Origin of the sequence: Amycolatopsis lexingtonensis (genome assembly GCF_014873755.1) — a bacterium.
Classification (GTDB): domain Bacteria; phylum Actinomycetota; class Actinomycetes; order Mycobacteriales; family Pseudonocardiaceae; genus Amycolatopsis; species Amycolatopsis lexingtonensis.
Window position 1 is genome coordinate 8,411,463 of record NZ_JADBEG010000001.1, and the last position, 24,985, is coordinate 8,436,447.

The 24,985-nt window shown below is 65.7% G+C and carries 19 protein-coding genes, 1 tRNA gene and 1 pseudogene; 13 read left to right on the top strand and 8 right to left on the bottom strand.

The genetic code is table 11. The features are described 5' to 3' along the window. Positions 1-29 precede the first annotated feature (29 nt). Both H4696_RS39165 and H4696_RS39170 read left to right on the top strand, forming a co-directional pair. Positions 30-1,274 (top strand): MFS transporter, encoded by a 1,245-nt coding sequence (locus H4696_RS39165; RefSeq protein WP_086857049.1) that lies wholly within the window; start codon positions 30-32, stop codon positions 1,272-1,274. Positions 1,275-1,364: 90 nt separating this feature from the next. After that, positions 1,365-1,547 (top strand): hypothetical protein, encoded by a 183-nt coding sequence (locus H4696_RS39170; RefSeq protein ID WP_143264954.1) that lies wholly within the window; start codon positions 1,365-1,367, stop codon positions 1,545-1,547. A gap of 46 nt (positions 1,548-1,593) precedes the next feature. Here H4696_RS39170 and H4696_RS39175 read toward each other — a convergent pair whose 3' ends face one another. After that, on the bottom strand, positions 1,594-4,485 hold the full coding sequence (locus tag H4696_RS39175) for an AfsR/SARP family transcriptional regulator (RefSeq protein WP_249026870.1): 2,892 nt from the start codon (positions 4,483-4,485) through the stop codon (positions 1,594-1,596). A gap of 148 nt (positions 4,486-4,633) precedes the next feature. Here H4696_RS39175 and H4696_RS39180 point away from each other — a divergent pair, with 148 nt between their 5' ends. Continuing rightward, the gene (locus tag H4696_RS39180; protein ID WP_086857050.1) at positions 4,634-5,227 is read left to right on the top strand and encodes a vWA domain-containing protein; all 594 of its coding nucleotides are present in this window, start codon (positions 4,634-4,636) and stop codon (positions 5,225-5,227) included. A gap of 39 nt (positions 5,228-5,266) precedes the next feature. Beyond that, complete coding sequence (locus tag H4696_RS39185) at positions 5,267-6,187, top strand: hypothetical protein (RefSeq protein WP_225955927.1); 921 nt, start codon at positions 5,267-5,269, stop codon at positions 6,185-6,187. 20 nt (positions 6,188-6,207) lie between these two features. Here the strand turns inward: H4696_RS39185 and H4696_RS51560 are convergent, their stop codons facing one another. Continuing rightward, positions 6,208-6,381: a Wadjet anti-phage system protein JetD domain-containing protein gene (locus H4696_RS51560; RefSeq protein WP_086857067.1), complete on the bottom strand. Its 174-nt coding sequence runs from the start codon at positions 6,379-6,381 to the stop codon at positions 6,208-6,210. Between the two features lie 113 nt (positions 6,382-6,494). On the opposite strand from H4696_RS51560, the gene H4696_RS39195 reads away from it, so the two are divergent. From H4696_RS39195 to H4696_RS39205, 3 genes are read left to right on the top strand one after another with little or no spacing between them, the layout of a single operon-like run. After that, positions 6,495-6,866 carry a hypothetical protein gene (locus tag H4696_RS39195; RefSeq protein ID WP_249026871.1) on the top strand — a complete coding sequence of 124 codons (372 nt, stop codon included), beginning with the start codon at positions 6,495-6,497 and terminating at the stop codon, positions 6,864-6,866. Next, positions 6,863-7,729 carry a hypothetical protein gene (locus tag H4696_RS39200; RefSeq protein WP_225955928.1) on the top strand — a complete coding sequence of 289 codons (867 nt, stop codon included), beginning with the start codon at positions 6,863-6,865 and terminating at the stop codon, positions 7,727-7,729. The genes H4696_RS39195 and H4696_RS39200 overlap by 4 nt, the downstream gene beginning before the upstream one ends. A gap of 1 nt (position 7,730) precedes the next feature. Beyond that, a complete protein-coding gene (locus tag H4696_RS39205) occupies positions 7,731-7,967 on the top strand; it encodes a hypothetical protein (RefSeq protein WP_143264955.1) in 237 nt (78 codons plus the stop codon). Positions 7,968-8,261: 294 nt separating this feature from the next. On the opposite strand, the gene H4696_RS39210 is transcribed toward H4696_RS39205, so the two are convergent. The 3 genes from H4696_RS39210 to H4696_RS39220 form a co-directional block, all read right to left on the bottom strand. Further along, positions 8,262-8,522, bottom strand: coding sequence for a helix-turn-helix domain-containing protein (locus H4696_RS39210; protein WP_249026872.1), 261 nt, complete (start codon positions 8,520-8,522; stop codon positions 8,262-8,264). Between the two features lie 275 nt (positions 8,523-8,797). Continuing rightward, on the bottom strand, positions 8,798-9,538 hold the full coding sequence (locus tag H4696_RS39215; RefSeq protein ID WP_086857052.1) for a hypothetical protein: 741 nt from the start codon (positions 9,536-9,538) through the stop codon (positions 8,798-8,800). Between the two features lie 13 nt (positions 9,539-9,551). After that, on the bottom strand, positions 9,552-10,625 hold the full coding sequence (locus H4696_RS39220; protein ID WP_143264956.1) for a transcriptional regulator: 1,074 nt from the start codon (positions 10,623-10,625) through the stop codon (positions 9,552-9,554). Between the two features lie 288 nt (positions 10,626-10,913). Between H4696_RS39220 and H4696_RS39225 the strand changes: the two genes are divergently transcribed. The 4 genes from H4696_RS39225 (at position 10,914) to H4696_RS39240 (ending at position 19,579) form a co-directional block, all read left to right on the top strand. Further along, positions 10,914-12,659, top strand: coding sequence for a type I restriction-modification system subunit M (locus tag H4696_RS39225; protein WP_086857054.1), 1,746 nt, complete (start codon positions 10,914-10,916; stop codon positions 12,657-12,659). Next, on the top strand, positions 12,656-13,939 hold the full coding sequence (locus tag H4696_RS39230) for a restriction endonuclease subunit S (RefSeq protein ID WP_086857055.1): 1,284 nt from the start codon (positions 12,656-12,658) through the stop codon (positions 13,937-13,939). The genes H4696_RS39225 and H4696_RS39230 overlap by 4 nt, the downstream gene beginning before the upstream one ends. Beyond that, positions 13,939-17,076 carry a type I restriction endonuclease subunit R gene (locus H4696_RS39235; RefSeq protein ID WP_086857069.1) on the top strand — a complete coding sequence of 1,046 codons (3,138 nt, stop codon included), beginning with the start codon at positions 13,939-13,941 and terminating at the stop codon, positions 17,074-17,076. The genes H4696_RS39230 and H4696_RS39235 overlap by 1 nt, the downstream gene beginning before the upstream one ends. Before the next feature lie 328 nt (positions 17,077-17,404). After that, positions 17,405-19,579 (top strand): restriction system modified-DNA reader domain-containing protein, encoded by a 2,175-nt coding sequence (locus H4696_RS39240; RefSeq protein WP_086857056.1) that lies wholly within the window; start codon positions 17,405-17,407, stop codon positions 19,577-19,579. Between the two features lie 237 nt (positions 19,580-19,816). Here the strand turns inward: H4696_RS39240 and H4696_RS39245 are convergent. The 3 genes and pseudogenes from H4696_RS39245 to H4696_RS39255 form a co-directional block, all read right to left on the bottom strand. Further along, positions 19,817-20,689, bottom strand: a pseudogene (locus H4696_RS39245) (IS110 family transposase); the annotation flags it as partial. Positions 20,690-20,956: 267 nt separating this feature from the next. Continuing rightward, a complete protein-coding gene (locus H4696_RS39250) occupies positions 20,957-22,159 on the bottom strand; it encodes an IS110 family RNA-guided transposase (protein ID WP_086857057.1) in 1,203 nt (400 codons plus the stop codon). Between the two features lie 303 nt (positions 22,160-22,462). Further along, positions 22,463-22,535 (bottom strand) — tRNA-Arg (locus H4696_RS39255). 168 nt (positions 22,536-22,703) lie between these two features. Between H4696_RS39255 and H4696_RS39260 the strand changes: the two genes are divergently transcribed. Further along, positions 22,704-24,722, top strand: coding sequence for a hypothetical protein (locus tag H4696_RS39260; protein ID WP_086857058.1), 2,019 nt, complete (start codon positions 22,704-22,706; stop codon positions 24,720-24,722). 46 nt (positions 24,723-24,768) lie between these two features. Then, positions 24,769-24,921, top strand: a complete 153-nt coding sequence (locus H4696_RS39265; RefSeq protein ID WP_192782781.1) for a hypothetical protein — start codon at positions 24,769-24,771, stop codon at positions 24,919-24,921. Positions 24,922-24,985 lie beyond the last annotated feature (64 nt).

The window sequence follows — 24,985 nt, forward strand, 5'->3', positions numbered from 1 at the left end:
GATGTCACGGAGCGTCCAGGCTTCGTGGTGTGCCAAGACTCCTCACCGGCCTTTCGCTGGGCTACTTCCTGGTCATGCTGGACACGACGATCGTGACGGTGGCGCTCCCGTCACTGTCGCCCTCGCTCGCGGACCAGCAATGGATTTCGAACGGCTACACGCTGACGTTCGCGGCGTTCCTCTTGACCGCGGGCGCGTGGTCCGACCGCTTCGGCGCCCGCCGGGTGTTCTTTACCGGCTTGGTCGCCTTCGCAGTGCTGTCGGGGTTGTCCGCGCTGGCGTCTCCCGGATTCCTGATCGCCCTCCGTGCCCTTCTGGGCGTGGCCGGAGCCCTGCTGGTGCCGTCGTCGCTGTCGTTGATCGCGACGGCCTACCCGGTGTCGGCCGCGCGCGCCAAGGCGATGGGGGTGTGGGCGGCGGTGAGCGGCACGGGCCTGGTCGCGGGTCCGCTGCTGGGCGGCGTGCTGACGGAGGCGTTCGGCTGGCGCGCGATCTTCGTGGTGAACGTCCCGGTGGCGCTGCTCGCGCTGGCGCTGTCCCGCTCCGCGCCGTCGACGCCGCCCAAGCCGCGACGGCTGGACGTGGTCAGCCAGGTGTCCGCCGTGGTCGCTTTGTCGACATTGACGTATGCTCTGGTGGAAGCCGTTCTCTGGCCGTTGATCTTTTTCGCCGTGGCAGCGCTGGTGTTCGTCCGGGCCCAGCGCCGCCCGGACGCGATGCTCCCGCGACGGCTCGTTTCCTGGGGCCTGCTGGCGGGCGCGATCGTCAACTTCGGCCTGTCGGGTGTCCTGTTCGTCCTGTCGCTGTACTTCCAGCAAACCCGCGGCTACGCCCCTTCGGCGACGGGCTTGGCGTTCCTCCCGTTGACCATCCCGACGGCGTTCAACCCGATCTTCACCGGCCGCCTGGTCGCCCGCGTCGGACCGCGCATCCCCGCGGTCTCGGGCTTTTCCTTGATGGCACTGGGAACGCTGCTCGAGGCGTGCTCGCCGACGCTTTCCGTGCTGGCATTGGCGTCACTGGGCTTCGGCGTCTCGCTGGCCATCCCGTCCCTGCTGACCGCGGTGGTCGGTTCGGCTCCGCCGGAACTGGCGGGAATCGCGGGCGGCGCGCTGAACGCGTCCCGCCAGACCGGCGCGGTGCTGGGGGTCGCCGTCCTCGGAGTGCTGGCGTCCGGGGCATCGACGGCGTTCGCGCTGGTCACCGCCGCGGTGCTCCTGTTCGCCGGCGGGGTTTCCTGTTTCCTGTTCCTGCGTGAAACAGGAAACCCCTAGTTCGGAAAAGCCGTTTGACGAATCCTGGTTGCAGGGCCGGAAATTCCTCCGGAATCCCCTGAAACAACCATTCCCGAGGAGGGATTCGTCATGTCCTTGCCCAGAAAGCTGGCCAGAATCGGTGGCCCCGTGCTCGCGCTCTGCATCATCGCGGCGGCGCCGCTGATCGGCTCGACCACGGCGTTCGCGGACGGCGACGGCAGCACGCCGCCGCCGGTCACGACCACCACGCCGCCCCCGGCCGGTACCGACGGCAACCCCTGGCACGGCTGACGCGAACCGGGCTGGCCGAGCAGGGGGCGGCCGGCCCGGAAAGCGTTCACCGCGAAGCGCAGGCGCATTCCCAAGCCGCGCGTTCGGTGCGCAATTCCCCGGCCTCCGGCAAATCGAGTTCGGTGAACGCTTCGACGGCGGCGTCCCAATGCTCGACGGCGTCGCCGTGCGCGCCCATCGCGTGCAGCGTTTCCGCGACCCGCTGGTGCGCGCGGGCCTGGTAGGTGCGGTTCCCGTCGCCGGTGGCCAGGTCTAACGCGGCCCGGCCGGCGATGAGCGCGTCCCCGTGCGCACCCCGGGCGAGCGCGGTCGCGCCGCGGTCGAGGTAGAGCTGTGTGCGCAGGTCGGCGTCCGGCACGTTGGCCGCCACCTCTTTGGCTTTGTCGTGGTAGCGCACGGCTTCGGGGAACCGCCCCTGCTTGCGGTGCACGTTGCCGATGTTGTTCAGCGCGTAGGCCTCGACGCAGTGGTCGCCGACTTCGGCGGCGTGGGCGTGCGCTTCGGTGTAGCTGCCCAGCGCCTCGGCGAGCCGGCCGAGGTTCTCCTGCGCCGAACCGAGGTTGTTGAGCGCGTGCGCCACGCCTTGGACGTGCCCGATTTCCCGCAGGATCCGCGCCGCGGCGCCGTGCTGGCCCAGCGCGACTTCGAGGTTGCCGTGCAGTTCGTTGAGGTAGCCGAGCATGCTCAGCGCGTGGGCTTCGCCCCGCCGGTCTTCGGTCTGCTCGTACTTCGCCAGCGCGGCTTCGAGGTGCGCGATCGCCTGCTCGTGCTTGCCCAGCTCCATGGTGGGGATCGCGAGCGCGCACAGCGTCGCCGCTTCACCCCGCTCATCACCGAGCCGGTGCCACTTCGGCAGCGCCTGGGCGGCGAGTTCCAGCGCCTCGGCGAGCCGTCCGCGCCGGTCGTTCGCGGTCGCCAGCCGGAGCAGCACGTGAGCCTGGCCGTAGTCGTTGCCCGGGTCGGCCGACACGGTCCGCCACGCGAGCTCGAGCGTGCCGATCCAGTCCTCGAACTGGTTGGTGGTGTTGAAGTAGCGCCACAGCAGCACGGCGAGGCGCCAGGTGTGCTCGGGTAGGTCGTGCCGGGCGGCGTAGCGGATCGCGGCCACGAGGTTGTCCCGCTCCGCGGCGATCCACCGCAGGCCGGCGGCTTCGTCGGCGAAGGCCGGCGCGACCGGGCAGGACCGGTCCGACGCCGGCAGCTGGGCCCGGTCGAACGGGTACGCGGCACCGACCGCGGCCGCGAGCGTGACCAGGTAGAAGTCGAGCAGCCGCACCAGGGCCTGCCGGGGCGCCGGTTCGACGGCGGCGTACTCCTTGAGCGGGTCCAGCATCTGGTACCGCTCGGGCGCCGCCTCCTCCAGCAGGCTGACTTCGTGCAGGTCGTCGAGCAGCAGCCGGGCTTCGGCGACGTCGCACCCGGCCAGCGCGGCGCCGCCGACGACGTCGACGTCTGGCCCCGGCAGACCGCCGAGCAGCCGGAACAGGGCGCGCTGCGGCTCACCGAGCTGCTGGTAGGACACCCGGACGGCGGCGATGCCGTCGTCCTCGCCCCACGGGCCGCCCTGTTCGAGCAGGTCGAGCAGGTGCTCCAGCGGCCACCGGTCGTGCCGCCGGAACAGCGCCGCGGCCACCCGGATCGGCATCGGCAGGAACCCGCACCGCTTGACGATCGAGGCGACCTCGGCCGCCCGCCCGCGCACCCGCGGCGCGTCGGTCAGCGCGGTGAACAGCTCGGCGGCCTCTTCCGGCGGCAGCGGGGAGAGCCGGACCGGTTCGCCGGTGTCGCCCATCCGCCGGCTGGTGACGATGGCGAGGCAGCCGCCGTCTTCGGGCAGCAGCGGGCGGATCTGCTCCGCCGACGCGGCGTTGTCCAGCACGACCAGCGTGCGCGTGCCCCACAGCGTGGTCTGGTAGAGCGTGACCTTCCGGCCGACGGTGGCCGGGATCTGCTCGGTCGGCACGCCCAGTTCGAGCAGCAGCTCGGTGAGCGCGTCGCCGACGCTGGTCTCGGGCACGCCGGGGGTGAACCCGTTGAGCCGGGCCAGGAGCTGGCCGTCGGGGAAGCGGTCACGCAGCCGGTGCGCGGCTTCGACAGCGAGGCCCGTCTTGCCGACGCCGGGCGCCCCGCTCACCCAGACCGCGCGCTTGCCGGAAGCGGCCGCGGTCTCGATCTTGGCGAGCTCGCCGGCCCGTCCGGTGAACGCCCCGGGCCGCGACGGCAGTGAGCTGGGCGGATCACCGTGTTCGGCGCGCGCGGCGAGGTTGCGCAGCACGGGCCCGGGTTCGATGCGCAGCCCGGCGAGCGCGTCACGGGTGCTCTTGAAGACGCGCAACGCACCGACCTGGTCACCCCCGGCGAGCAGGGCGCGCATGAGCAGCCCGGCGTGCTTCTGGCTCGCCGGATCGGCCCGCACGACGGGCCGCAGCCGATCGCGCGCCGAGCGGTGGTCACCGATGCCCAGCTCCAGCTCGGCGAGATCGCCCACGGCGTCGGAGAGGCTCTCCTCCGGGAAGCCGACCTCCGGCCCGCCGACGCGGTCGATGTCGATGTCCTCGAGAAACCGCCCCCGCCACAGCCCGACGGCCTCCCGCAGCAGCTCGATCTTCCGGCGCGGGTCGTCGGTCCGCCCGGTCTCGGCCCGCAACCAGTCGAACTTGAGCGTGTCGAGCTGGTCGTTCTGCAGTCGCAGGAGGTAGCCGGTCGGGGTGGTCTCGATGCTCACGCCGACGTCGCGCAACCGCTTGACGTAGCTGCGCACCAGGGTCGGTTTGGTTTCCCGGCCGGTCCAGACGATCTCGGCGAGGCGGGCGCTCGACACCGGCTTGTTCGCGTTCAGGAGCAGCACGACGAGGACGAACCGCTGCTGCTGGTCACCCAGCGGCACCGGCACGCCGTCGTGCCACGCCTCGAGCGGGCCGAGCATCCGGAACTCCACGCGGCCTCCCCGCTGTCAGCTTGCTGTCCTCTTTTGACATCGCGAAAACGGCCGTCAAGGTTTCGGAAATCCGCATTTCTTCCACGTTCGATACACGCGCGCTTGCCAAGCTCCGCCCGGTCGAATCAGGGGTGAAGGAGAAACGGGTATGGGGTCCGACGTGTTGCCGTGTTACGTGGCGTGCGACATCTCGCTGTCGATGGCCGACCACATCGACGAACTGAACGCCGGCCTGCGCGAGTTCCGCGGCGCGGTCCACGCGTCACTGCTCGACCGGGTGCTCTGCAGCGTGATCGGCTTCGGTGCCGAGCCGGTCCTGGTCCAGCGCCTGTTGCCGATGGACGAACTGGCCGACCTGCCCGCACCGGGGGTGTCCGCGGGCACGGACTTCGGCCCGGTGTTCACGTTCCTGCGCGCGTCGATCGAGTCCGACGCGCGTGTCCTGGCGGCCCACCGCCTGCAGGTCCACCGCCCGCTGGTCTTCTTCCTGTCCGACGGCCAGCCGACGGACCCGGTGACCTGGCCGTCGGCCTTCTCTTCGCTCGTCGATCTTTCGTGGGCCGAGCGCCCCCGGATGGTGGCGTTCGGCGTGGGCGACGCGGACGAAGAGGCATTGGGCCGAATCGGCACGTTCCGTTGCTACCTGAGCCGTGACGGCATCCGCCTGGGCACGGCCCTGATCGCCTCGGTGATGCACGTTCTGTCCACTTCCCGTCCACCGGGCGATCGCACGCTGTCCTGAAGGGGGTGACGGCCCATGGAGACGCACTGAAGGAGAACGATGGTGGAGCGCGCGGAGCTGGTCCAGGAGCTGAAGACCCTGCGCAAGGGCCGCGGCCTGGCAGGCCGGGTGGAGGATCGCGTCGGCCCATCTCTGCGAACGGCCTGCGCGGTGTCGGCCGACGACGGGATGGTGGCGATCCGGGAGAAGGTCTCGGGTCGGCTGTCGTCGCTGGCTTCGCACCTTCCGGAGGACCTCCGGGTAGCGGCGCTGGCGGCCTTCGCGATCTCGTCGGAGGCCCGCCAGCCGCTGTACCAGGACCGGGTCCGCTGGGCGGCTTCCCTCCTGGACCGAGACCCGCGGACGGTCCGCCGGCGGGTGGACGAGGCGATCGAGGTACTGGCGGAGCTGGCTTCGTCTTCGCCTTCTCCGGAGGCGTCCCCCGACAGCTGGCACACGGCTTCACTGGCGGTGTCACTGGTACTGGACCAGGGCGCGCCGTTGGTCCTCGAGCAACGCCGAATCGTGGCCGACCGCGACGGCCTGCGATCGCTGGACCTGGCGGTCTCCCTCCCAGCTGGCCGCTCTGCCTTGTCGACGACGGTCCTGTACGGCGGCAGGCTGGTGGACCGAGGCATGGAGGCCACCGACCGCTGGGGCTTCGCCTTGGACTTGCCCCGTCCGCTATCCCGCGGCGAGTCCTGGGAGTCGGCCCTGTTGTTCCGGCTGCCATCGGCGTCGGCGTTGCACCCGCACATGGTGTGCGTGCCCCGGCAGCCGTGCGAGTCGTTCGACCTGCGGGTCCGGTTCGAGGGACAGCCGGAGGTCCGGGTGCTGGAGGGTGCGTTCCAGAGGGACGTGTCGGACCCGGGGTACCGCGGGCGCCCGCACGCGGTCGACCCGTCGGGGGAGATCCATCTGCGGTTCCAGCGCCTCACCCCAGGCCTGGCGTACGGAGCGCGGTGGACGGATCAGCCGTGAATTGCCTTGGCCCCATAGTTTCAGTGATGCCTCTTGGATGGTCGCTCGCCGACCCATTGCCCCTCATGGGCAAGGAGCGTGGCCCGGTCCATGAGCATGGACCCGGTGCATTCGAACGAGCGGCGAACCCTGTTCAGGATCGCGAAGCCGTGCGTGTCGATATCACCCCAGTAGACGAGGTTCTTGCCGCCCAGTCACTGGAGGGGCTGGAGCCGGGAGAAGTCCATCAGTTCTCGAACAGTAGTTCACTTGCGACCGGCGAGCACGGGCGAACCAGTCGGCGAAGGCCTGACTATTCTGCCATCTCGTGACACGACGTTTGCCGAAGTGCCCGAAGGAACTGGTCGGCCGGTGGCGGCTCGTGGTTGTGAGCGGCTGGGACCGTGAAGCGGTCGACCTGGACGGACCCGGTTTCATCGAGTTCGCCGCCGACGGGACCGGTCAGATCAGGTTCGTTGCCGTCACCGGGTGGCTGGACTGCCGCGCGATCGAACGGGGCGGTTCACCCGGCGTCGAGTTCACCTGGGAAGGTGCCGACGAGGGCGACCAGGTCAGCGGACGAGGCTGGGCGGTCCTGATCGACGACACGATCGAGGGGCACCTGTTCTTCCACTTGGGAGACGACTCGAGTTTCCGGGCGAAGCCGTTCACCGGCGCCGACGAACGGGGTGAGCTGTGAGCGAATACCAGTACTACGAGTTCCTGGCGATCGATCGGCCACTGGACGACGGCGAACAGGCCGCGGTCCGGTCCCTGTCCACGCGGGCGGATATCAGCGCCACGAGCTTCGTGAACGAATACCACTGGGGCGACTTCAAGGGTGACCCGCGCTATCTGATGGAGCGCTACTACGACGCGCACCTGTATGCCGCCAACTGGGGCACCCACCGCTTGATGTTCCGCCTGCCGTGTGGCTTGCTCGATCCGGATATCGTCCAGGACTACTGCGTCGGCGACGGGGCGAGCGCCTGGGTGACGGGCGAGTTCATCGTGCTCGACTTCACGAGTGAAGACGACGACGGCGAATTCGACTACGACTTCGAGAGCTTGCTGTCGGCGATCGTCGGAGTCCGGGCCGAACTCGCCGCAGGCGACCTCCGACCGCTCTACCTCGCCTGGCTGGCGGCTTACGGCGCTTGGGAGCGCGATGAGGACGCTTTCGACCGTGAAGCCGACAACGATCTCGAACCGCCGGTTCCGCCCGGGTTGGGCACACTTACCGCGGCGCAGCGAGCGCTCGCTGACTTTCTCCGCCTCGACGACGACCTCCTCGCCGTCGCGTCCGAGGCTTCTCCTCCGCTCGACACTGACAATCCCGATGACCTGGCTGCCTGGGTGATTGACCTGCCCACCGCCGAAAAGGAGAGGCTCCTCGTCCGGGGCATGCTGGGGGAAGGCGTGCGGGTGCGGATGGAGCTGTTGCACCGCTACCGCGGTGATACCGCTCCGGCCATCTCCAGGTCAGCCCGCCGGACTGTGGCCAACTTGCTCGACGCCACGGCGGGGCGCCGGAACGGTCGCGATCGTCGCCGGGCGCGCTAGCGTGCTGAAGACGACGTTCCCCGTGATCGACACCCGCGGACTCGCCGACCAGGCCGCCGTTGTCACCCTGCTCACCGATCTGCAGGCGCCCGTCGAACGCACCGGCACGCGCAGGCCCGCACCCTCGATTTCAGATCTGGAAGGAGAAGAGCGCCATCCCGCGAAGGGGCAGTCCCATTCTTTTACCGCGCAATGGGAACGCGCGTTTCTTCGGCGGGTGAGTCGTGCAACTGCGTGACGCGGCGGTCGACACCGGAGAAACCGCGTGCAGCCGTTGGTGCCCCCGGCAGGATTCGAACCTGCGACACCCGCTTTAGGAGAGCAGGCAACAGCGTTGACTATGGCATCTACCTGCAACTTTGTCCTCACGGTTCTCCGTGACGTCCTCCTGAACATCACCAGGCAGCAGCGTTTCGGGTCATGAAATGGGTCATGAGATCCCGGCCTGTTGCCCGGGCGTGTCGCGGCTTTGAGGGTTACACGCCGGCGGGCGCCATGCGCGCTGGTCGCTCACCCCCGACGGTGGCGTGGATCACGCCTGAGGTCTCGCAGGCGGAGCCGGCGTGGTGAAGCTGGCCGTGTCGACGACGCTGTTGCTGGTCACGGCAGCTTGCTCGATGTCGTCGATTGCGCGCGCCGGGACGATGATGCGGTTCCGGACTCTGATGGCGGGGAACTCGCCGGCCTGAATTGCTCGGTAGAGGGTCATGGCTGACAGGTTCAGCATCGCTGCGGCCTCGCCGACGCGGTAGAACCGTGGCCGGTCGAGTTCGCGAACTATTCGATGATTCACGGCATTAGCTTTCTGGGGTGGGAGACTGAGAAACCTCATCGCTGGTGGTGTCGGCGGCCAGACTTGGCCGCCGACACGACCAGTGGGTTCATGCTGCGGCGGAATGGCGAGTGAGGGACTCTGTCAGTCGTCGGCCGCGGCGAACCTGGCTGCAGGTGAGCCGGCCGATCAGCTGCAGCTGCCGTTCAGGAATGTCGCGGCATAGGACGACGAGCTGGCGCGACATGTCGCACGGCGTGCCGCGCCAGCTCAATGCCGGTGCCGTCTGCATATCCTCAGCGCGCGAGCGAACCGAGGAGAAGTTCGCCGACCAAAGCAACCGTATCTGGCGTGGTGTCGGAGCCATTGGGTGTTGTCCTGACGAGGCGCGAGCTCCGCTCGGCGGCCGTCCGAAACCACCGTTCGACGTGCAGCGCTGCGTCCTGTTTCAGTACGACGTCGGCGGCGGCGAGCTGAGCGCGGACGACCGGTCCGGTTTCGTCGTCGAGGGTGAGCCGAACGATGTCGAGCAGGTCTGTTGCTTCCTTGACACGTGCCCGGTTAGGCAGCGCCTGCAGCTTTGTCGCTACAAGCGGTCCTGGCTCGGCGACCTGGACCGTGTGTTCGCTTGTAGTGCCGCCACCGACAGCGCGAATATGCAGGGGTGTCGCCGAACGTAGGGCCCAGTCGTGACTGAGCAGGTAGAGCCGGTCGGTCGGATCCTCGGGGAGATCGTCGAGCTGCTCCTCGCTGACTTCGAGCACGTCCACCCGAACATCGCCGGTCGGCGTGGCGACCATCGCACCTGCCCCATCGACCGCGGTGGCGCCGGTGGCGAGCAGGACATCAAGCTGGCCCGGTTCGCCGCCGAGCCGCCGGTTGACCGTGTCGACGTCACTGGTCACCCGATGCGCGGCCGAACCGAGACGCGACAGGACGGCGAGGCCACCGACCACGGTGATCCTTCGAGCGAGCCGCCGCTCGATCTCCGGAAGCGCCTGAACCAGGGACGCCGTGACCGGACCGAACAGCTCCACTTCACAGGGCTGATCACCAGACACGCGTTACCTCTTGCGGTGGGTCCCAACCTTCGAGGATCTCCCGGCCGCGGCCGGGATCGGAGGCCAGATCGAGAGCCACGAACAGTGGATGTGCCAGCGGCCACGGAGGCCCATCCGGCGATGCCGGGAATCTCAGTGAGCACACCTGGGGTACTGGCGCGATCCGGATGGTCGCACCGCGGGCAGTGTCGGATGTCGGTACTCCGAGGAGGGCTTCGGCCCGGTGGGCCGTCGTCGTGTCGGGGACGTAGAAGTCCGGTGGATAGGCAGCCCGAACTCCGACGGGAGCGCCGTAAGCGGCAGCCGCCATCGTTTCCGTCAGAGCCCAGCCGACGCCGGTTGGCGGCTCATCCCAGCCAGTGCGCAACGCGCCTGCAATCGTGGGGTCGTCGAGGAGCGCCACACGCGCCACCGTCGTCTCTGCTGGTCGCCAGGCGCTCGCCGTCTCCCAGAACAGCTCCGGAGTCACCGGAAGGCTCTCGGAGTCGATGAGCTGAGCTTCTCGCAGCGAGTTCATCACGGCGGAGACCGAACTGGGAGATCGGTGGAGTTCCCGGGCGAGTTGGCGAACGGAACCTGGATGTTCCGGTTTGAGGAGCAGAGCGGAGGCAACTTCAAGTGCGACCTTGCCAGCGAACAGGTCGACCGGGCGAGGAGCGTCGGGTGCGGCAGGGACTGCGGTATCGACAAGTACACCCGGGCCGGAAAGATGCAGGTGACCTCGAAGATCGAGCCAGCTCCAGCCCTGCTTTCCGAGCTCTTCGCGGGCGGCTGCCACGATCCGATCAGCGACGAGCAAGTGAACTGGGGCCGCTTGAGGACTCGTGCCGGAATGTCGACGAAGCTGGTTCGCCAGTGACTCCGGCGTCACCGTCGAGGCAACTTCGACGTCGATGTCCAAACGCACCCCATTGATCTCGACCGTGAGGCCGGCAGCCAGGTCCTCTGCCGAAGGTGCAGCCGTAAGGTCAACAGCCTGAAGCGCAGCGATCACGGCATCGATGGCCCGGCGCCAATCAGGAGGCATGTCCCCAATCGTCTCAGGTGTTCGGTGTTCGGTCAAGCGAGAACACCGAACAGCGATGTGCTGAGGCACCAAGAGTATGCAATTGATTACGTAAGTGACTGCGCGGTATGCAGCCCAGTTCGGGCAAGCCGTCCACGCGTAGTAGTAACATGCCGCCCTTGACCTGCGTCGATGTAGCTATGGGCACGCGCAGAGTTGCGATACGCAATGATGTCCGTGTGAAGCGCCGGCAGCTGCAGACTGTGCCCCGCTTGCTCGGGCGGCGTGCACGCCGCGCGCTGGGCGTCCGTCATCCAGCATCGAGCGAGCCTCGTAAGGAGCCTTGTGAGCACCCTCGGTAGTTTCATCTGGTCGATCGCCGACCAGCTTCGGGGTCCCTACCGCCCCAATCAGTACGGCAACGTGATCCTTCCTCTAACGATCCTGCGTCGCCTCGACTGCATCCTCGCGCCGAACCGCGAGACGGTGCGCGAACTGGCGGCGAAGTATGACAACCCGAACCGGCTCAGGATCGAGGTCAAGAAGTCGACTGGTCGGCCGTTCTACAACACCTCGAACTACTCCTTCGCCAACCTGCTGGCTGACGCCGACGGGTTGGCGGACAACCTGGCCGACTACATCGACCGGTTCTCATCCGATGTCGACGTGTTCGAGTACTTCGACTTCAAGAAGGAGATCCTCGCCCTGGACAAGGCGGGGCTCCTGCGGGAGGTCATCACGTCCTTCAAGCGCGTCGACCTGCATCCGGACGTCGTCTCCAACGCCGACATGGGCGATGCGTTCGAGTACATCATCCGCAAGTTCAACGAGGCCGCGAACGAGACTTCGGGTGACCACTACACGCCACGGGACGCGATCCGGCTGCTGGTCGACCTGCTCTTCGCCGAGAAGGACGTCGATCTGAGCGAGGCTGGCATCGTCCGCACGCTGTACGACCCCACCGCGGGTACCGGCGGCATGCTCGCCCTGGCAGAGGAGCACCTGCTCGCCCAGAACCCCGACGCGAAGCTGAGCCTGTACGGCCAGGAGTACAACCCCCAGTCGTACGCCATCTGCAAGTCCGACCTGCTGGCTAAGGGCCACGACGCGACCAACATCGCCTTCGGCAACACACTGACGGACGACGCCTTCAAGGGGCGCCAGTTCGACTTCTGTATGTCCAACCCACCGTACGGCGTCGACTGGAAGCAGTACGCCAAGGCGGTCACCAAAGAGCGCGACGAAGCCGGCCCCTACGGCCGGTTCGCCCCCGGCCTGCCGTCGACCTCGGACGGGCAGATGCTTTTCCTGCTCCACCTGGCCCACAAGATGCGCGCCCCCGAGGACGGCGGCGGCCGGGCCGGCATCGTGATGAACGGGTCGCCGCTCTTCAACGGCGCCGCCGAGTCCGGCCCTTCCAAAATCCGCAAGTGGCTGCTGGAGAACGACCTGGTCGATGTCATCGTCGCGCTGCCGCCCAACATGTTCTTCAACACCGGCATCGCCACCTATATCTGGATCCTCGACAACACCAAACACCCCGACCGCAAAGACTTGGTTCAGCTCATCGACGGCACCGCGTTCTGGACCAAAATGCGCAAGAGCCTCGGCTCTAAGAATCGTGAGCTCAGCGAGGATGACCGCACAAAGGTCGTGCGTCTGTACGCCGACTTCGCCGACGCCGACCCCGACTACTCCAAGGTGCTGCGCAACGACGAGTTTGGTTACTGGACCATCACTGTCGAGCGCCCCCTCCTCGACGAGAACGGTAACCCCGTCGTCGACCGCAAAGGCAAGCCCAAGTCGGACGCCAAGAAGCGTGACACCGAGAACGTCCCGTTCAGTTACGGCGGCTCGATCGCTGGTGCGGCTGGTAAGGCAGAGGTGATCCAGGCGTACTTCGACGCCGAGGTGACACCGCATGTCTCTGACGCCTGGATCGACTGGGCCAAGGTCAAGACCGGCTACGAAATCCCCTTCACCCGCCACTTCCACAAGTACGTCCCGCCGCGTCCGCTGGCCGAGATCGACGCCGACCTGGAGAAGCAGGTCACCAAGATCCTCGACCTGCTCCATGAGGTGGAGGGATGACCAAAACGGTGCCACTCAGGCGACTCGTTGACGTCATCGATTGCGCTCACGTCACTGCGGAGTTCGTCGACGACGACCGCCGATTCCCGGTCGCGAGTATCCGAGAGTGTCAAGGTCCGTATGTGGACCTGTCTGACTGCAACTACACGACTCAGGAGTTCTTTGATCACCTGCGAGCGGGAGACCGCGCGCCGCGGGTCGGCGACTTGCTTTTCATTCGCAATGTGTCGGTGGGCCTTGTATCAGCGGTAGGACCAGGTGTCCCTGAGTTCGCTATCGGCCAGGAGACGGTCCTTCTTCGCAGGACTTCGGACGTCGACCCGACATTCCTCCGATACGCACTGGTAGGAGCGGAAGCGGTCCACGCAATCGAGTCGGCGATGATTGGCAGTACGTTTCGCCGCATCAACGTGTCGGCGATTCGCGCTCTCCCCGTGATACTGCCGTCACCCGAAAAGCAGCGTGCCATCGCTGGCTACCTCGATCGTGAGACCGCGCGTATCGACACGCTCATCGAGGAGCAGCAGCGCTTGATCGAGCTGCTTCGCGAGCGGCGCAACGCTGTCGTCGATCGGGTGCTTTCGTGTGGCCTAGATGCCGAGCTGGTTCAGACGGGAGACCCTTGGCTGCCTGTTTTGCCTGTCGGATGGCTGGCTGTCGCGACCAAGCGATTGCTATCCTTCGGTCCCTCGAATGGCGTATCGCCCGAGGGTAGCTCAGTCGGCGATCTGCGAACGTTGTCGTTGGGTGCGGTCCGGGACGGACGAGTCAGTATGGGACCCAACGTAACGAAGTTCGTTGACCGCACCTCGGTGCCAAGGTTGAACGACCTTCGGCTGCGAGCCGGTGACGTCCTGCTCGTTCGAGGAAACGGAAATGTAAATCTTGTTGGCCGCGCGGGTCTGGTCGGATCAGAGTTCAATAACAAGGAGTACATCTATCCTGACCTGTTAATCCGCCTTCGGGTCGGTGCCTCGATGCTTCCCGAGTTCTTCGTATGGGCGTTCAACTCCGCAGCGACTCGTGCGCAGATCGGGACTCGGGCTCGAACCGCTGTCGGCACGTACAAGGTGGCGGCCAGCGATGTCCGGGCGATCGTCTTACCGCTGCCGCCCCTCAGTGAGCAGGCACGCATCGTCGCCTGTCTTGACGAGCAGACTGCGAAGATCGACTCGCTTATCGCTGAGACCGAGCGGTTCATTGAGCTTTCGAAGGAGCGCAGGTCAGCGCTAATCACGGCGGCGGTGACGGGGCAGATCGACGTGCGGGAGAGGGCGTGATGGCGGACCACCATGAGGGTGTCTTCGAGACCGAGATCTGCGAGTTCTTGGCCGGCCACGGGTGGCTTTATTCGGCCGATGACACCGGGTATGACCGGGAGCGGGCGCTCTTTCCCGAGGACCTGTTCGCCTGGCTAGAGGGAACACAGAAGGCGGCGTACGAGAAGGCTCTGAAGGCTGCCGGGTCGCAGGCGAAGTTCCTTGACGTGCTGACCACTGCGCTGGACAAGCCTCTCGAACATGGTGGCGGGGCGCTGAACATCCTGCGCAACGGCGTGCAGTACATCGGTGGCGGCCGACTGAAGATGGCGCAGTTCCGCCCCGAGAGCAGTCTCAACGCGACCACCAACGAGCAGTACACCGCGATGCGGGTGCGAGTCATGCGGCAGGTGCACTTCTCCACTGCTGACCAGCGCAGCATCGACCTTGTCTTCTTCGTCAACGGACTCCCGGTCGCCACCGTCGAGTTGAAGACCGACTTCACCCAGTCTCTCGATGAGGCGATCAACCAGTACCGCAAGAACCGGAACCCGCTGACCAATGGCCGGCCGGAGCCGCTGCTGTCGTTCGGGCACCGGGCGCTGGTGCACTTCGCGGTCTCGAACGATTTGGCCGCGATGACCACCAAGTTGGAGGGTGAGAAGACGCATTTCCTGCCGTTCAACACGGGTCACGACAGTGGTGCGGGGAACCCGCCCGGCAGGGGTGGGCGGTCGGCGACGGCGTACCTGTGGGAGCGGGTCTGGGAGAAGCACGCCTGGCTCAACATCATCGGCAAGCTGATGATTGTAGAGAGCAAGGAGGAGTGGGACGTTGCCACCGGCATCTCGATGCGACGGACAAGCATGCTCTTCCCGCGGTTCCACCAGTGGGAAGCCGTGACGAATATCGTGGCCGCGGTGCGCGAGGAGGGAGTGGGATACCGCTACCTAATCGAGCACTCGGCCGGGTCGGGGAAGACGAACACCATCGCCTGGACCGCGCACCGGCTGGCGCGCCTGCATGTGGACGACGAGAAGGTCTTCGACTCGGTGATCGTGGTCGTGGACCGCACCGTGCTCGACGGGCAGCTTCAGGAGGCGATCCGGCAGATCGACGGGTCGGGGAAGATCGTGGTCACAATCAGCCCGGAGGATGTCCGCAAAGCGGGGGCGAAGTCGAAGTCCGGGCTGCTGGCGACCGCGTTGAAGAACGGTGAGCTGATCATCGCGGTGACAGTGCAGACATTTCCGTTCGCGCTCGACGAGATCCGGGTCGACAAGGGACTGAAAGGGAAGCGGTTTGCGGTGATCGCAGACGAGGCGCACTCCTCGCAGTCCGGGCAGATCTCGTCCAAGCTCAAGGCGGTGCTGACCGCTGAGGAGGTCAAGGAGATCCAGGAGGGCGGACCCGTCGATGTAGAGTCGATCTTGGCCTCGGAGATGACTGAGCGGGCCCAGTCGGAGAACATTTCCTACTTCGCGTTCACCGCGACGCCGAAGAACAAGACGCTGGAGCTTTTCGGCCGCAAGGGCCCGAACGGCAAGCCGGTCGAGTTCCACCTGTACTCCATGCGGCAGGCGATCGAGGAGGGCTACATCCTCGACGTGCTCAGGGGCTACCAGTCCTACGACACCGCGCTGAAGATTGCCGGTCAAGCCGAGAGTGGCGACGGTGACGTGGTGGTGGACGAGGCCGCTGCACGTAAGGGCCTGATGCGGTGGGTGAAGCTGCACCCGACCAACATCAGCCAAAAAGTGCAGATCATCGTCGAGCATTTCCACGTCAACGTCGCCCACCTGCTGGAGGGTAAGGCGAAGGCGATGGTCGTGACCGACTCTCGTAGGGCCGTAGTGAAGTACAAAAAGGCGATCGACGCCTACATCGCCAAGCGGGCCGCCAAGGACGCCTCGTACAACTACCGCACCCTGGTGGCGTTCTCCAGCTCGGTGACGATGGCCGAGGACGAGGAATGGATTTCGGATTGGGGGCCACAGCCGAGCAAGGACGACGAGTTCACCGAAGCGAACCTGAACCCCGGCGCCGGCTCTGACCTGGCTGCCGCCTTCAAGGGCACGACGTACAAGATCATGCTGGTCGCCAACAAGTACCAGACAGGGTTCGACCAGCCGCTGCTCTCGGCGATGTACGTCGACAAAAAGCTCCCCGGGCTCACTGCGGTGCAGACGCTGTCCAGGCTCAACCGCACGCATCGCACTGCAGGCGGAGAGCAGAAGCGCAAAACGTTCGTCATAGACTTCGTCAACAAGCCCGAGGACATCAGAGCTGCGTTCGAGCCGTACTTCACCAACGCCACTCTGGAGACCGAGACCGACCCGTACGTCGTCGTCCATCTTGTCAATAAGCTTGCCCAGGCTGGGATCTACACACCTGAGCAGGTGCGAGAGGTCGCCGAACTGTGGGTCACCCGCAAGGGCAACAACGCGCTCTCGGCGGCGATTAGTCCAGCTAAGAACGAGTTCGCTCGCCGCTACGCCGCTGCGATCGAGTCCGACGACAAGGTCACTCTCAACACCCTTGATCTGTTCCGCAAGGACGTCTCCACCCTCGTCCGGCTCTACGACTTCATGAGTCAGATCGTTGACTACGGTGACCCGTACATGGAGATGTTGTCGATCTTTCTGAGGCTCCTGGAGAAGGTCATCGCAGACTCATCCTGGGCCGCGGAGGTCGACCTGTCCGATGTTGTGTTGGTCGGCGTCAAACACAGCAAGGGGACCGCGGTCGACATCTCGCTGACCGGCGACGGTGAGCTGAAGGGGATCAGAGCCGCGGGCACCGGCAACCGAAAGGAGCCGAAGTATGTCGCACTCCAGGTCGTCATCGACAAGATGAATGACCTCTTCGGCGCCGAGTCGTTCACCGGGTCGCAGGTCCGAGAGTTCGTGCAGGGTTTGGTGCAGCGGCTGCTCGCCTACCCGGACCTGATCAACCAAACTAAGGTGAATTCGAAGAAGCAGTTCATAGAGTCGCAGGACTTCCAGGCGGCGGTCATTGAGGCGGTAGTCGAGAACCAGGAGGCCCACAACACCATGGCCGACTACTTCTTCAGCGACGGGCCTGCCATCAGCGCTGTCATCGTGGCCCTCGCGGACGCCTTCTACGAGGCCGCGATCGATCACCGGACGGACGTGTGAGCCGCTCGGGCCCAGAACGGGACCGTGCGATAAGGGGCGGGAGCGACGACGACTGCAACACCACCATCGCTGGCGAGCGAGGTTCGCCGGCTCTTCGCCGAGGGAAGGCGTTGATCTGCTCGGCGGCGACGGCGGCAGCGCAGGCAGCTGGTTCCAGCTACGGGCATGCCATGTGGTCCTGATGGCCATGCTGGGTTTCCGGGTCGTAACTCGGTACCGGATTTGATCTCGCAATCTGCGGTGCCACATGTCACTCGAACAGCGGATGGGTGACGAGCCGTCGATGTGTTATGTCTTGACGTTGACGAAATTGATCGAGGGGTTGTAGATGCCGGACGCGCCGATTCAGGGATTCTCGAAGACTGTCCACCAGCTGTTTTCCGGCGCGAGTTTCCGGGTTGACAACTATCAACGTGAGTTCACGTGGGAGCGTAAAGACGTTGCTACGCTGATACTCGATCTGTATAAGAGCTTCTCGTCTTCGCGCAAGACCGGTGACGGCCGGAAGGAGACCGCGACTTATAAGCCGTACTTCCTTGGCCCCTACGTCTACGTTGAAGCGGATGACAACACCGTCCTGGTGGACGGCCAGCAGCGGATGACCTCGCTACACCTGCTACTCATTCACCTGTACCGGCTTCTTGACGAAGCCGAGGAGCGGGTCGATGCCACAAAGGTCGCGAACCTAATCTGGACTGTCAACTACGGTGAGACAACGTTCACCGTCAACGCGTCCGAGCGCAGGGAACTGCTCGAAGCGCTGGTTCATGGGCGTGACTACGACCTGCCTGTCAATCCGAGCCCGTCTGTTCGCAATCTTGCGCAACGTGCGCGGGACCTCGTGGAAGACTTTCCGGAAGATCTCCGTGGGGAGAGCTTGCTCCCGTTCACCGACTGGTTCCTCAACCGGGTCTGCCTGGTCGGCATCAAGGCAGAGAGTGAGCGGCATGGGTGGGAAATCTTCGTCACGATGAATGATCGAGGCGTTCGGCTGGCGCCGATTGACCTGCTCAAAGGCCATCTCATCGAGATGGCTCGCTTGGACGCCACTGACCTTAACACGCAATGGCGCGAGATGCTCAGCAATCTGTCTACGCTGGGGGCTCGGGTACCCGGTGAGTTCCTGAGTACACTGCTGCTCGCCAAGTATGCCGATGTTAACGATCGTTCCGAGCGCGACGAAGTTGATAACGCGGCACACGAATGGGTTCGGGTCAATTCTGGTAGGATGGGCCTACATGCAGCTGAGGATTACCGAACTTTCTTGAAGATTACCGTTGCCAAACTATCGCAGCGTTATCAGTCGCTTGTCTGGGCGACGATGAATTTCACGTCCGAACTGCGACCTGTTTACTACAATGCCGTCACTGGAATGGAAAAACAGCTCCTGCTCATTGTTGCCGCAGTCAGGGTGGAAGACAGCGAGTCGATCTTCTGGGAAAAGGCGAATTTGGTTGCGTCTTTCTTGGACCTGACGTACATCAGAAAATTGGTAAACGGCTCCGTTAGTAAGCCGGCCGACCTCGACGAAGATGTTTACGAGTTGGTGTCGCTGGCTCGAAAAACGCAGTCTGTGGGCGAGTTGCGCACGCTGCTTTCGAGACGAATCGCAGAACTTGACGACGAGTTCTCTGGCATGGCGAAGTTTGGGTTGCAGCCGGACAATTCGCGGCAAGTAAGGTATCTCCTCGCCAGAATAACGGCCTTCGTGGAATCGGAATGCGATGGCAGTAATGACTTCCCTGCATATGTAGACCGTGGGTGCCCATATGAAATCGAACACATTTGGGCTAATAAGTTTGATCGTCATCAGGTAGAAGTAAAGACGCCGCAGGCGTTCAAGGCGACGCGAAATAGGTTGGGCGGCTTGCTATTGCTGCCAAAGTCCGACAATGCCAGTTACAATGCGGATAGCTACACTGATAAGTTGCCTTATTATTTTCGTCAAAACATGCTGGTCAAGTCGCTGAGTAAGCATAGTTATTCGAAGTTTCCCGCCTATCGCAAGTTCCTCGATAAGTATAATCTTAAGAAATTCATGAAACACTATGACGAGTTTACGAAAGAATCTATAGAGGAACGACAGATCCTCTATGTAAAGTTATGTGAAATTATTTGGCGGCCGGAGATGTTGGGTTTCACGGTGCCGAAGACGGTCAGTCCTCAACGGCGAGTAGCTCGGCGTACTCGTGCCCGGTATGATGTGACGATCGCGGAACTGCTTGCAGCTCGATTGCTTAGGCCGGGCGACAAGCTTGTCGGGCGCAACAAAGGTAACGACTACACGGCAACGATCGAACGGGATGGCAGGATAAGCGTTCCCTCGGGAGAGTTGTTCCCCAGTCCGTCTCGTGCCGCGATGTTCGTTATGGATCGCCAGTCGTGCAATGGGTGGACGTTCTGGCGTCTTAATCGTGATGGGCAAAGCACGCTGCATGACCTTCGTGCGAAGCTCCTTGCTTCGGGGAGCCTGGAACGGTCGGCTCAGCTGCCGATCGGCTGAGCTCGCCGTGGCGATAGGCCGGCCGGGGGGTGTCCCTATGACGCTGCTATGTGGCGTCAAGGGCTGCTGGCGTGGTCGTGTGGTGTTGCTGGAGAGTCCGGAACAGCTGACGCGCGATAATCCGCTCGCGGCAGCGTTGATCTCTCGCAGGGTCTTGTCTTCCGCCAGCCGGCGGGTGATGTAGGCGCGAGTCGCGGGGTCGATCCGGCTGCGAGTGAGCACGATGGTGTGGCGCGCTCGGTTGGGCTGGCGATCGCCACCTCGGTTGAGGCGCTGGCGGTTGGTCAGGCCCGAGGAGGCGGGAATCGGTGCGGCGCCGGCGAGGCTGGCGAAGGCCGCTTCGGAGCGGAGCCTGCCGTGGTGGGACCAGCTGATCAGGATTTGAGCGGCGCTCAGAGCGCCGACGCCGGGCAGGTGCGCCAGCTCGGGGTGAACGTCGTCGACCAAGCGCGCGATGTCGCGTTCGAGCTCGTTCGCCTCGGTCTTGAGTGCTTGGATGCGGTGGGCGGTGGAGCGCATCGCCCGGATGGTGGTGCGGTGCTCGAGGTCCTGGGCGGGACGGTCGCGCAGTTTTGCGCAGTAGCTGATCTGGGCGTCGCTGCTCTGGCCTCGCAGTTCCGCGCGGAGGTTCTCGGGAGCGGAGACAATCAGTGCTTTGAGATGGTTGATCGCCGCGGTGCGGGCGGAGACCGCGCCGGCTCGTGTGCTCACCAAGACGCGCAGGGCTTCGCGCTGGCCCCGGCTGCGAGGCTCGATCAGGCGGTCGCTGCTGAGGATTTCCCTGGCGGCTCGAACCGCATCGAGGGCGTCGTTCTTGCGTCCGCCGCGCCGCGGTGGGCGCTTGGGTCGGCAGACTTCGACGACCTGTTCGCCCTGTTCGCTGAGGAAGGCGGCGAGTCCGGCACCATAGCTGCTGGTTCCTTCGACGGCCCAGCATCGCTGGCCGGGCACCTGCGCTCGCGCGAAGTCCAGCAGCTGCCGGTAGCCCTCGGCGCTGGCTGGGGCGTCGGCATGTCCCAGCGTGGCGCCGACTGCGGTGACCGCGGCTGCGGCGAGGGTGTCGCGGTGGGTGTCGACGCCGATGACGCCTTCGAGTGACTCGAGCAGCATGTTCACGCGGTACCTTCCAGCCGACGACGTTGGTCTGTGGGCGTCGGCCGTGGTGGGCACCCAGGCGAAACTGTGACGAGTCACGCCGTGCGGGCGGACGGGCTGCTTATCAAGCCACTGGGTGGGCCAGGCCGGCCCGGACGGCGTGGGAGACGTGTCATAGGCAAGGCACGTTCGAGAACGGCCAGGTTGTCAACGAGTCATCCCGCACCGCCGGACTATCCTGACAGCGACCACCAGGCCGCCCGCGCAGTCTCACAGTGGTTGTCAAGCCGCAGAGGGGACGGGAGCTGGTTCGGGGTGTCGGTAGTGGGTCCCGTTGCGCAGCATCGCGTAGAGCACGTCGCAGCGACGGCGGGCCAGGCAGATCAGCGCGGCGTTGTGCTTCTTTCCCTCGGCCCGTTTGCGGTCGTAGTAAGCCCGGCTGACCGGATCGGACAGCGCGGCGAACGCGGCGAGGAAGAACGCGCGTTTGAGCTGGCGGTTGCCGGTCCGGGCGGGATGCTCGCCCTTGATGCTGGTGCCGGAGCTGCGGGTGACCGGTGCGATCCCGGCGTAGGCCGCGAGATGCCCGGAAGAGGCGAAGTTGGAGGCGTCGCCGACCTCGAGCAGGATGCGGGCGGCGGTCCTGACACCGATGCCGGGCATCGAGGTCAGGACCCCGGCAAGAGGGTGCGCATCAAGTATCCCCTCAACCTGCTCGGCAACCTGCTTGCGTTGCTGCAGAACGGTTTTCAGGCTGTCAGCCAGCCTTGGGAGCACGGTGTCCGCGGCGGTGCCCGGGACGGTGACGGTCTGCTCGCCGAGCGCGGTCATGATCGCCTCAACCAGCCGCTCGCCCATGCGCGGCGCGTGGACCTTCGCGATCGCGGTGAGCTTGCGGCGCCCGGCCTGGGCGATGCCAGCCGGGCCGCCGCAGCGGGACAGGATCTCCAGCACCGCCGGGTGGCTGATCCGCGGTCCGATGGCGTGTTCCAGGGCAGGGTGGATGCCGGTGAGCAGGCCGCGGATGCGGTTGCTGATCCGGGTGGCTTCGCCGGCCAGGTCGTCGTCGAACCCGACCAGTACCTCCAGTTCGGCCAGTGCCTCGTCACCGACGTCGACCGGGCGCAGGGTGTGGGGCAGGGAGCGGGCGGCGTCGGCGATGACGAACGCGTCCCGGGCGTCGGTTTTCGCGCGGCCGGGGTAGAGGTCGGCGATGCGGCGCATGGCCAGGCCGGGCAGGTAGGCGACCTGGTGCCCGGCGGCGCGGGCGACCGCGACCGGCAGCGCCCCGATCGTGGCCGGTTGGTCGACCACGACCAGCAGGGTGCCGTGCGCGGCGAGCTTGTCGAACAGGGCTCTCAGTTTCGGTTCGGTGTTGGGCAGCGGCCCGTCGTGCAGTCGCTTCCCATCGAGGTCGAGACCGACCGCGTGGTGGGCGTCTTTGCCGACGTCCAGGCCGAGGAACACGCTGAAACTGCTGCTCATTCACCATGTCGTTTCGTTCGTCGGATGTGGTCACCGGTCGGGCATCGAGCGCCGGCACCCACGTTACGACGAGACCTACCCAGTGGTGGCCGTGTCCCTATCAGCGGTCGGTCGATGCCACCAGGCCCGGTGACACCACCCCCCGGATCATGGGTTCGACTGGGGGCGTTAGTCATGCCGGGCCTGGTGACCGCAGCTCCTTGATCAGGAACTACGAAAAAGGTAACGGGGGCGACGACCTTGCTGCGCTCCGTGTGTTCGACTGTCTGCGGTGTCGTGACCGGCGCGCGCCCGTCCGTCAAGTGCCCCCGGCAGGATTCGAACCTGCGACACCCGCTTTAGGAGAGCGGTGCTCTATCCCCTGAGCTACGAGGGCTTGCGTACCTTGGGCAGCCTACCCGACATGCGGTAAGAGGTCAGCAAGGCCCGTAGGCGGGCGAACGCCAGCCGTGGTGAGACGCGTGGCCAGTCGAGCCGCCGCCCCGCAGCTCCCGGTATGGCTTCCGTCACTACCTTGTCGGTAAGCGACGAGATGGGATCCGGAGTGCGAACCTACTACGACCAGGACGACTACGAAGGCTACGAAGCCGGGCAGGACCTCCTGGTCCGGCGCTTCGCTGCCTGGGCAGAAGCGCAGGGCCGGGAGATCGACCCCTACGCCGTGATCTCCGCGCTCCAGTTCCGGCACACCTCGATCGACGGGCGGCTTGCCTACTGGACCGGCGAGCTGGTCAGGGACTTCCTGCTGACGTACGTGCCGCGCACGCTCTCGGCCACCGCTGACGACGCCGTTCTCGTGCCCGAAACGCTGCAGCTCTTCCTCCGCTACCTGCACGAGGCCGGGCTGGAAGATCCCATGAGCGAGCCACCGGCGGCGCTTGAGGGGGCAGTTGCCAAGGCGGCCGCCGAGTTTCCGGCCGCGATGGCCGATGAACGCAACTTCGGTGTCGGCAAGTACTGGGTCATGACCGCCCTCCGGAACGGTGTCGACGCTGAGGACTCGGACGCTTTGAACGCCTTCCTCGCCGAGGTGCGCGAAGGGAAGCACGCCTACGACGCCGAACTCCTCGCGGAAATCGCCGCCCGGCACGCGAGCGAGCAGACCGGGCGGGCGCTTCCCCAACTGCCGGTCTCGCTGCCGCCGGACTCGGAGCTCAAAGCCGCAGCGGAGCGCTCTTCGCTGGTGATCAAGCTCCGGAAGTTCGTCGAGTGGGTGGGTGACGGGCGGGCGCTGACCGGGACCGGCGACCTCAAGCTCGCCGACGCCCGTGAGCTCGTGTCGCTGCTGGACACCGGCGACGACTTCGAACGGGACCTCGGCGGCGAGGTCCAGACCGTGCGCAGCAGCGCCGACCTGCCCAACCTCGTCATCCTGTTCGAACTGGCCAAACGCGCGCGGCTCGTGCGGGTGATCAAGGGCAAGCTGGTGCGCGTGGCGAAGGCGGCGCCGCTGGTCAAGGACGCGCTCGCCTTGTGGACAGCCGCGTTCGACGCGGTCCCCGAACCGGGCCTGCTGGTCAAGGACAGCGGTTGGGCCCCGGGCTACGCCTTGTTGCTCGACGAGAACCTCGACATCGTGCTGCCGGACGTGTTCAACACGATCTACGGCATGCCGGAGCCGATTCCCGTGGTCCGGCTTGCCGAAACCGTATGGCTGGCCTGTACCGAGGGCTACTACCTCGATCTCGAACCGTCGATGGAGCCGCTCTGGCGGGACGGGCTCGCGAGGGAATTTCGCCGGCTGCTGACGAAGCTGGCCGAGTTCGGCGCTGTCGAGCTGACCGAGGGACCGCCAGACCCGATGTTCAGCATGGATCTGGTGCCGGAGAACCCCGAGCTCCCGCCGGACATCCAGGACCGCTTGAGGGTTGCGCTCGAGGCACCGTCGGTCGAACTGGTCACTCTCACACCACTGGCCACCCGCGCCGTCCGAGCCCAGCTGCTGCGGGAAGGCCGGTTCGCGCCCCTGGTGGGTGAACTCGCCGCCGCAACTCCCGCGGCAATGCTTGGCGTGGTCGCGGAGCACTACAGCGAAGACGAGGCCGCGGCGGAGATCACCGGGTGGCTTGCCGCGCACGGTGGTCGGGATGCGGGACTGCCGTTGCTGCTGGACGCGGTCCGCGAGTGTCCGTTCCGCACGCGGGCGTCCGTCATGCTCGAGATTCTCACCGGCTCCCTTCCGGACGGTGACGCGGTGCTGCACGACCTGCGCACCGATCCAGCCTTGGGGCCGATCGCGACACAACTGCTGGTGGAGCGTGGTGAGCTGGCTCTCGAAGGCCTCGCTGAACGCGAGGCCCTGCTCGGTATGGCCGAGCAGTTCCTCGTCCTCCTGGAGACGGCCGGACCGGAAGCGACGGCTGCGACGCTGATCGAGGTGCCCGACGGCGAACGCGCGCACCTGGCGGAAGCGATCCTCGGTTCGGGCCACTCGGATCACGTGGGGCTCGCCGAACTGGCCGAGGTGTTCGAGCAGGTTCGGCCGGTCCGCACCGTGCATCCGCTGGGTGGTTTAACGCGGTCGCGCGGTACCAACGGAAAGAGCAAGAAGCGCCGCAGGTGAGCCGGGCTTTCCGGTGGGCCCGAACGATCCCGGTAGCGTGCCCGGCATGGGCACGAAGAGCGAGCGGCGGGCAGCTCGGGAGAAGGTCGCCGCCTACCACGAGGCGCGGCTCGCCGAGTTGGTCGAGAGGGTCGGAGAGGCTGTTGATCGACACCGGGCCATCGATTGGTGGCAACGAGACGAGGCACGTCGTCGGTGATCCCGGCGGGCGGCCCGACCTACGTCGTCACCCAGGTGAGTGGTTCTCCTGGCGCCCGAGCCAA

What these genes read in the sequence shown, in the direction of transcription:
- H4696_RS39170 (WP_143264954.1), top strand. Translation starts at nt 1,365, where the DNA reads ATGTCCTTGCCCAGAAAGCTGGCCAGAATCGGTGGCCCCGTGCTCGCG.
- H4696_RS39235 (WP_086857069.1), top strand. Translation starts at nt 13,939, where the DNA reads ATGGCGGACCACCATGAGGGTGTCTTCGAGACCGAGATCTGCGAGTTC.
- H4696_RS39240 (WP_086857056.1), top strand. Translation starts at nt 17,405, where the DNA reads ATGCCGGACGCGCCGATTCAGGGATTCTCGAAGACTGTCCACCAGCTG.
- H4696_RS39265 (WP_192782781.1), top strand. Translation starts at nt 24,769, where the DNA reads ATGGGCACGAAGAGCGAGCGGCGGGCAGCTCGGGAGAAGGTCGCCGCC.
- H4696_RS39250 (WP_086857057.1), bottom strand. Translation starts at nt 22,159, where the DNA reads ATGAGCAGCAGTTTCAGCGTGTTCCTCGGCCTGGACGTCGGCAAAGAC.
- H4696_RS39185 (WP_225955927.1), top strand. Translation starts at nt 5,267, where the DNA reads ATGGTGGAGCGCGCGGAGCTGGTCCAGGAGCTGAAGACCCTGCGCAAG.
- H4696_RS39180 (WP_086857050.1), top strand. Translation starts at nt 4,634, where the DNA reads ATGGGGTCCGACGTGTTGCCGTGTTACGTGGCGTGCGACATCTCGCTG.
- H4696_RS39230 (WP_086857055.1), top strand. Translation starts at nt 12,656, where the DNA reads ATGACCAAAACGGTGCCACTCAGGCGACTCGTTGACGTCATCGATTGC.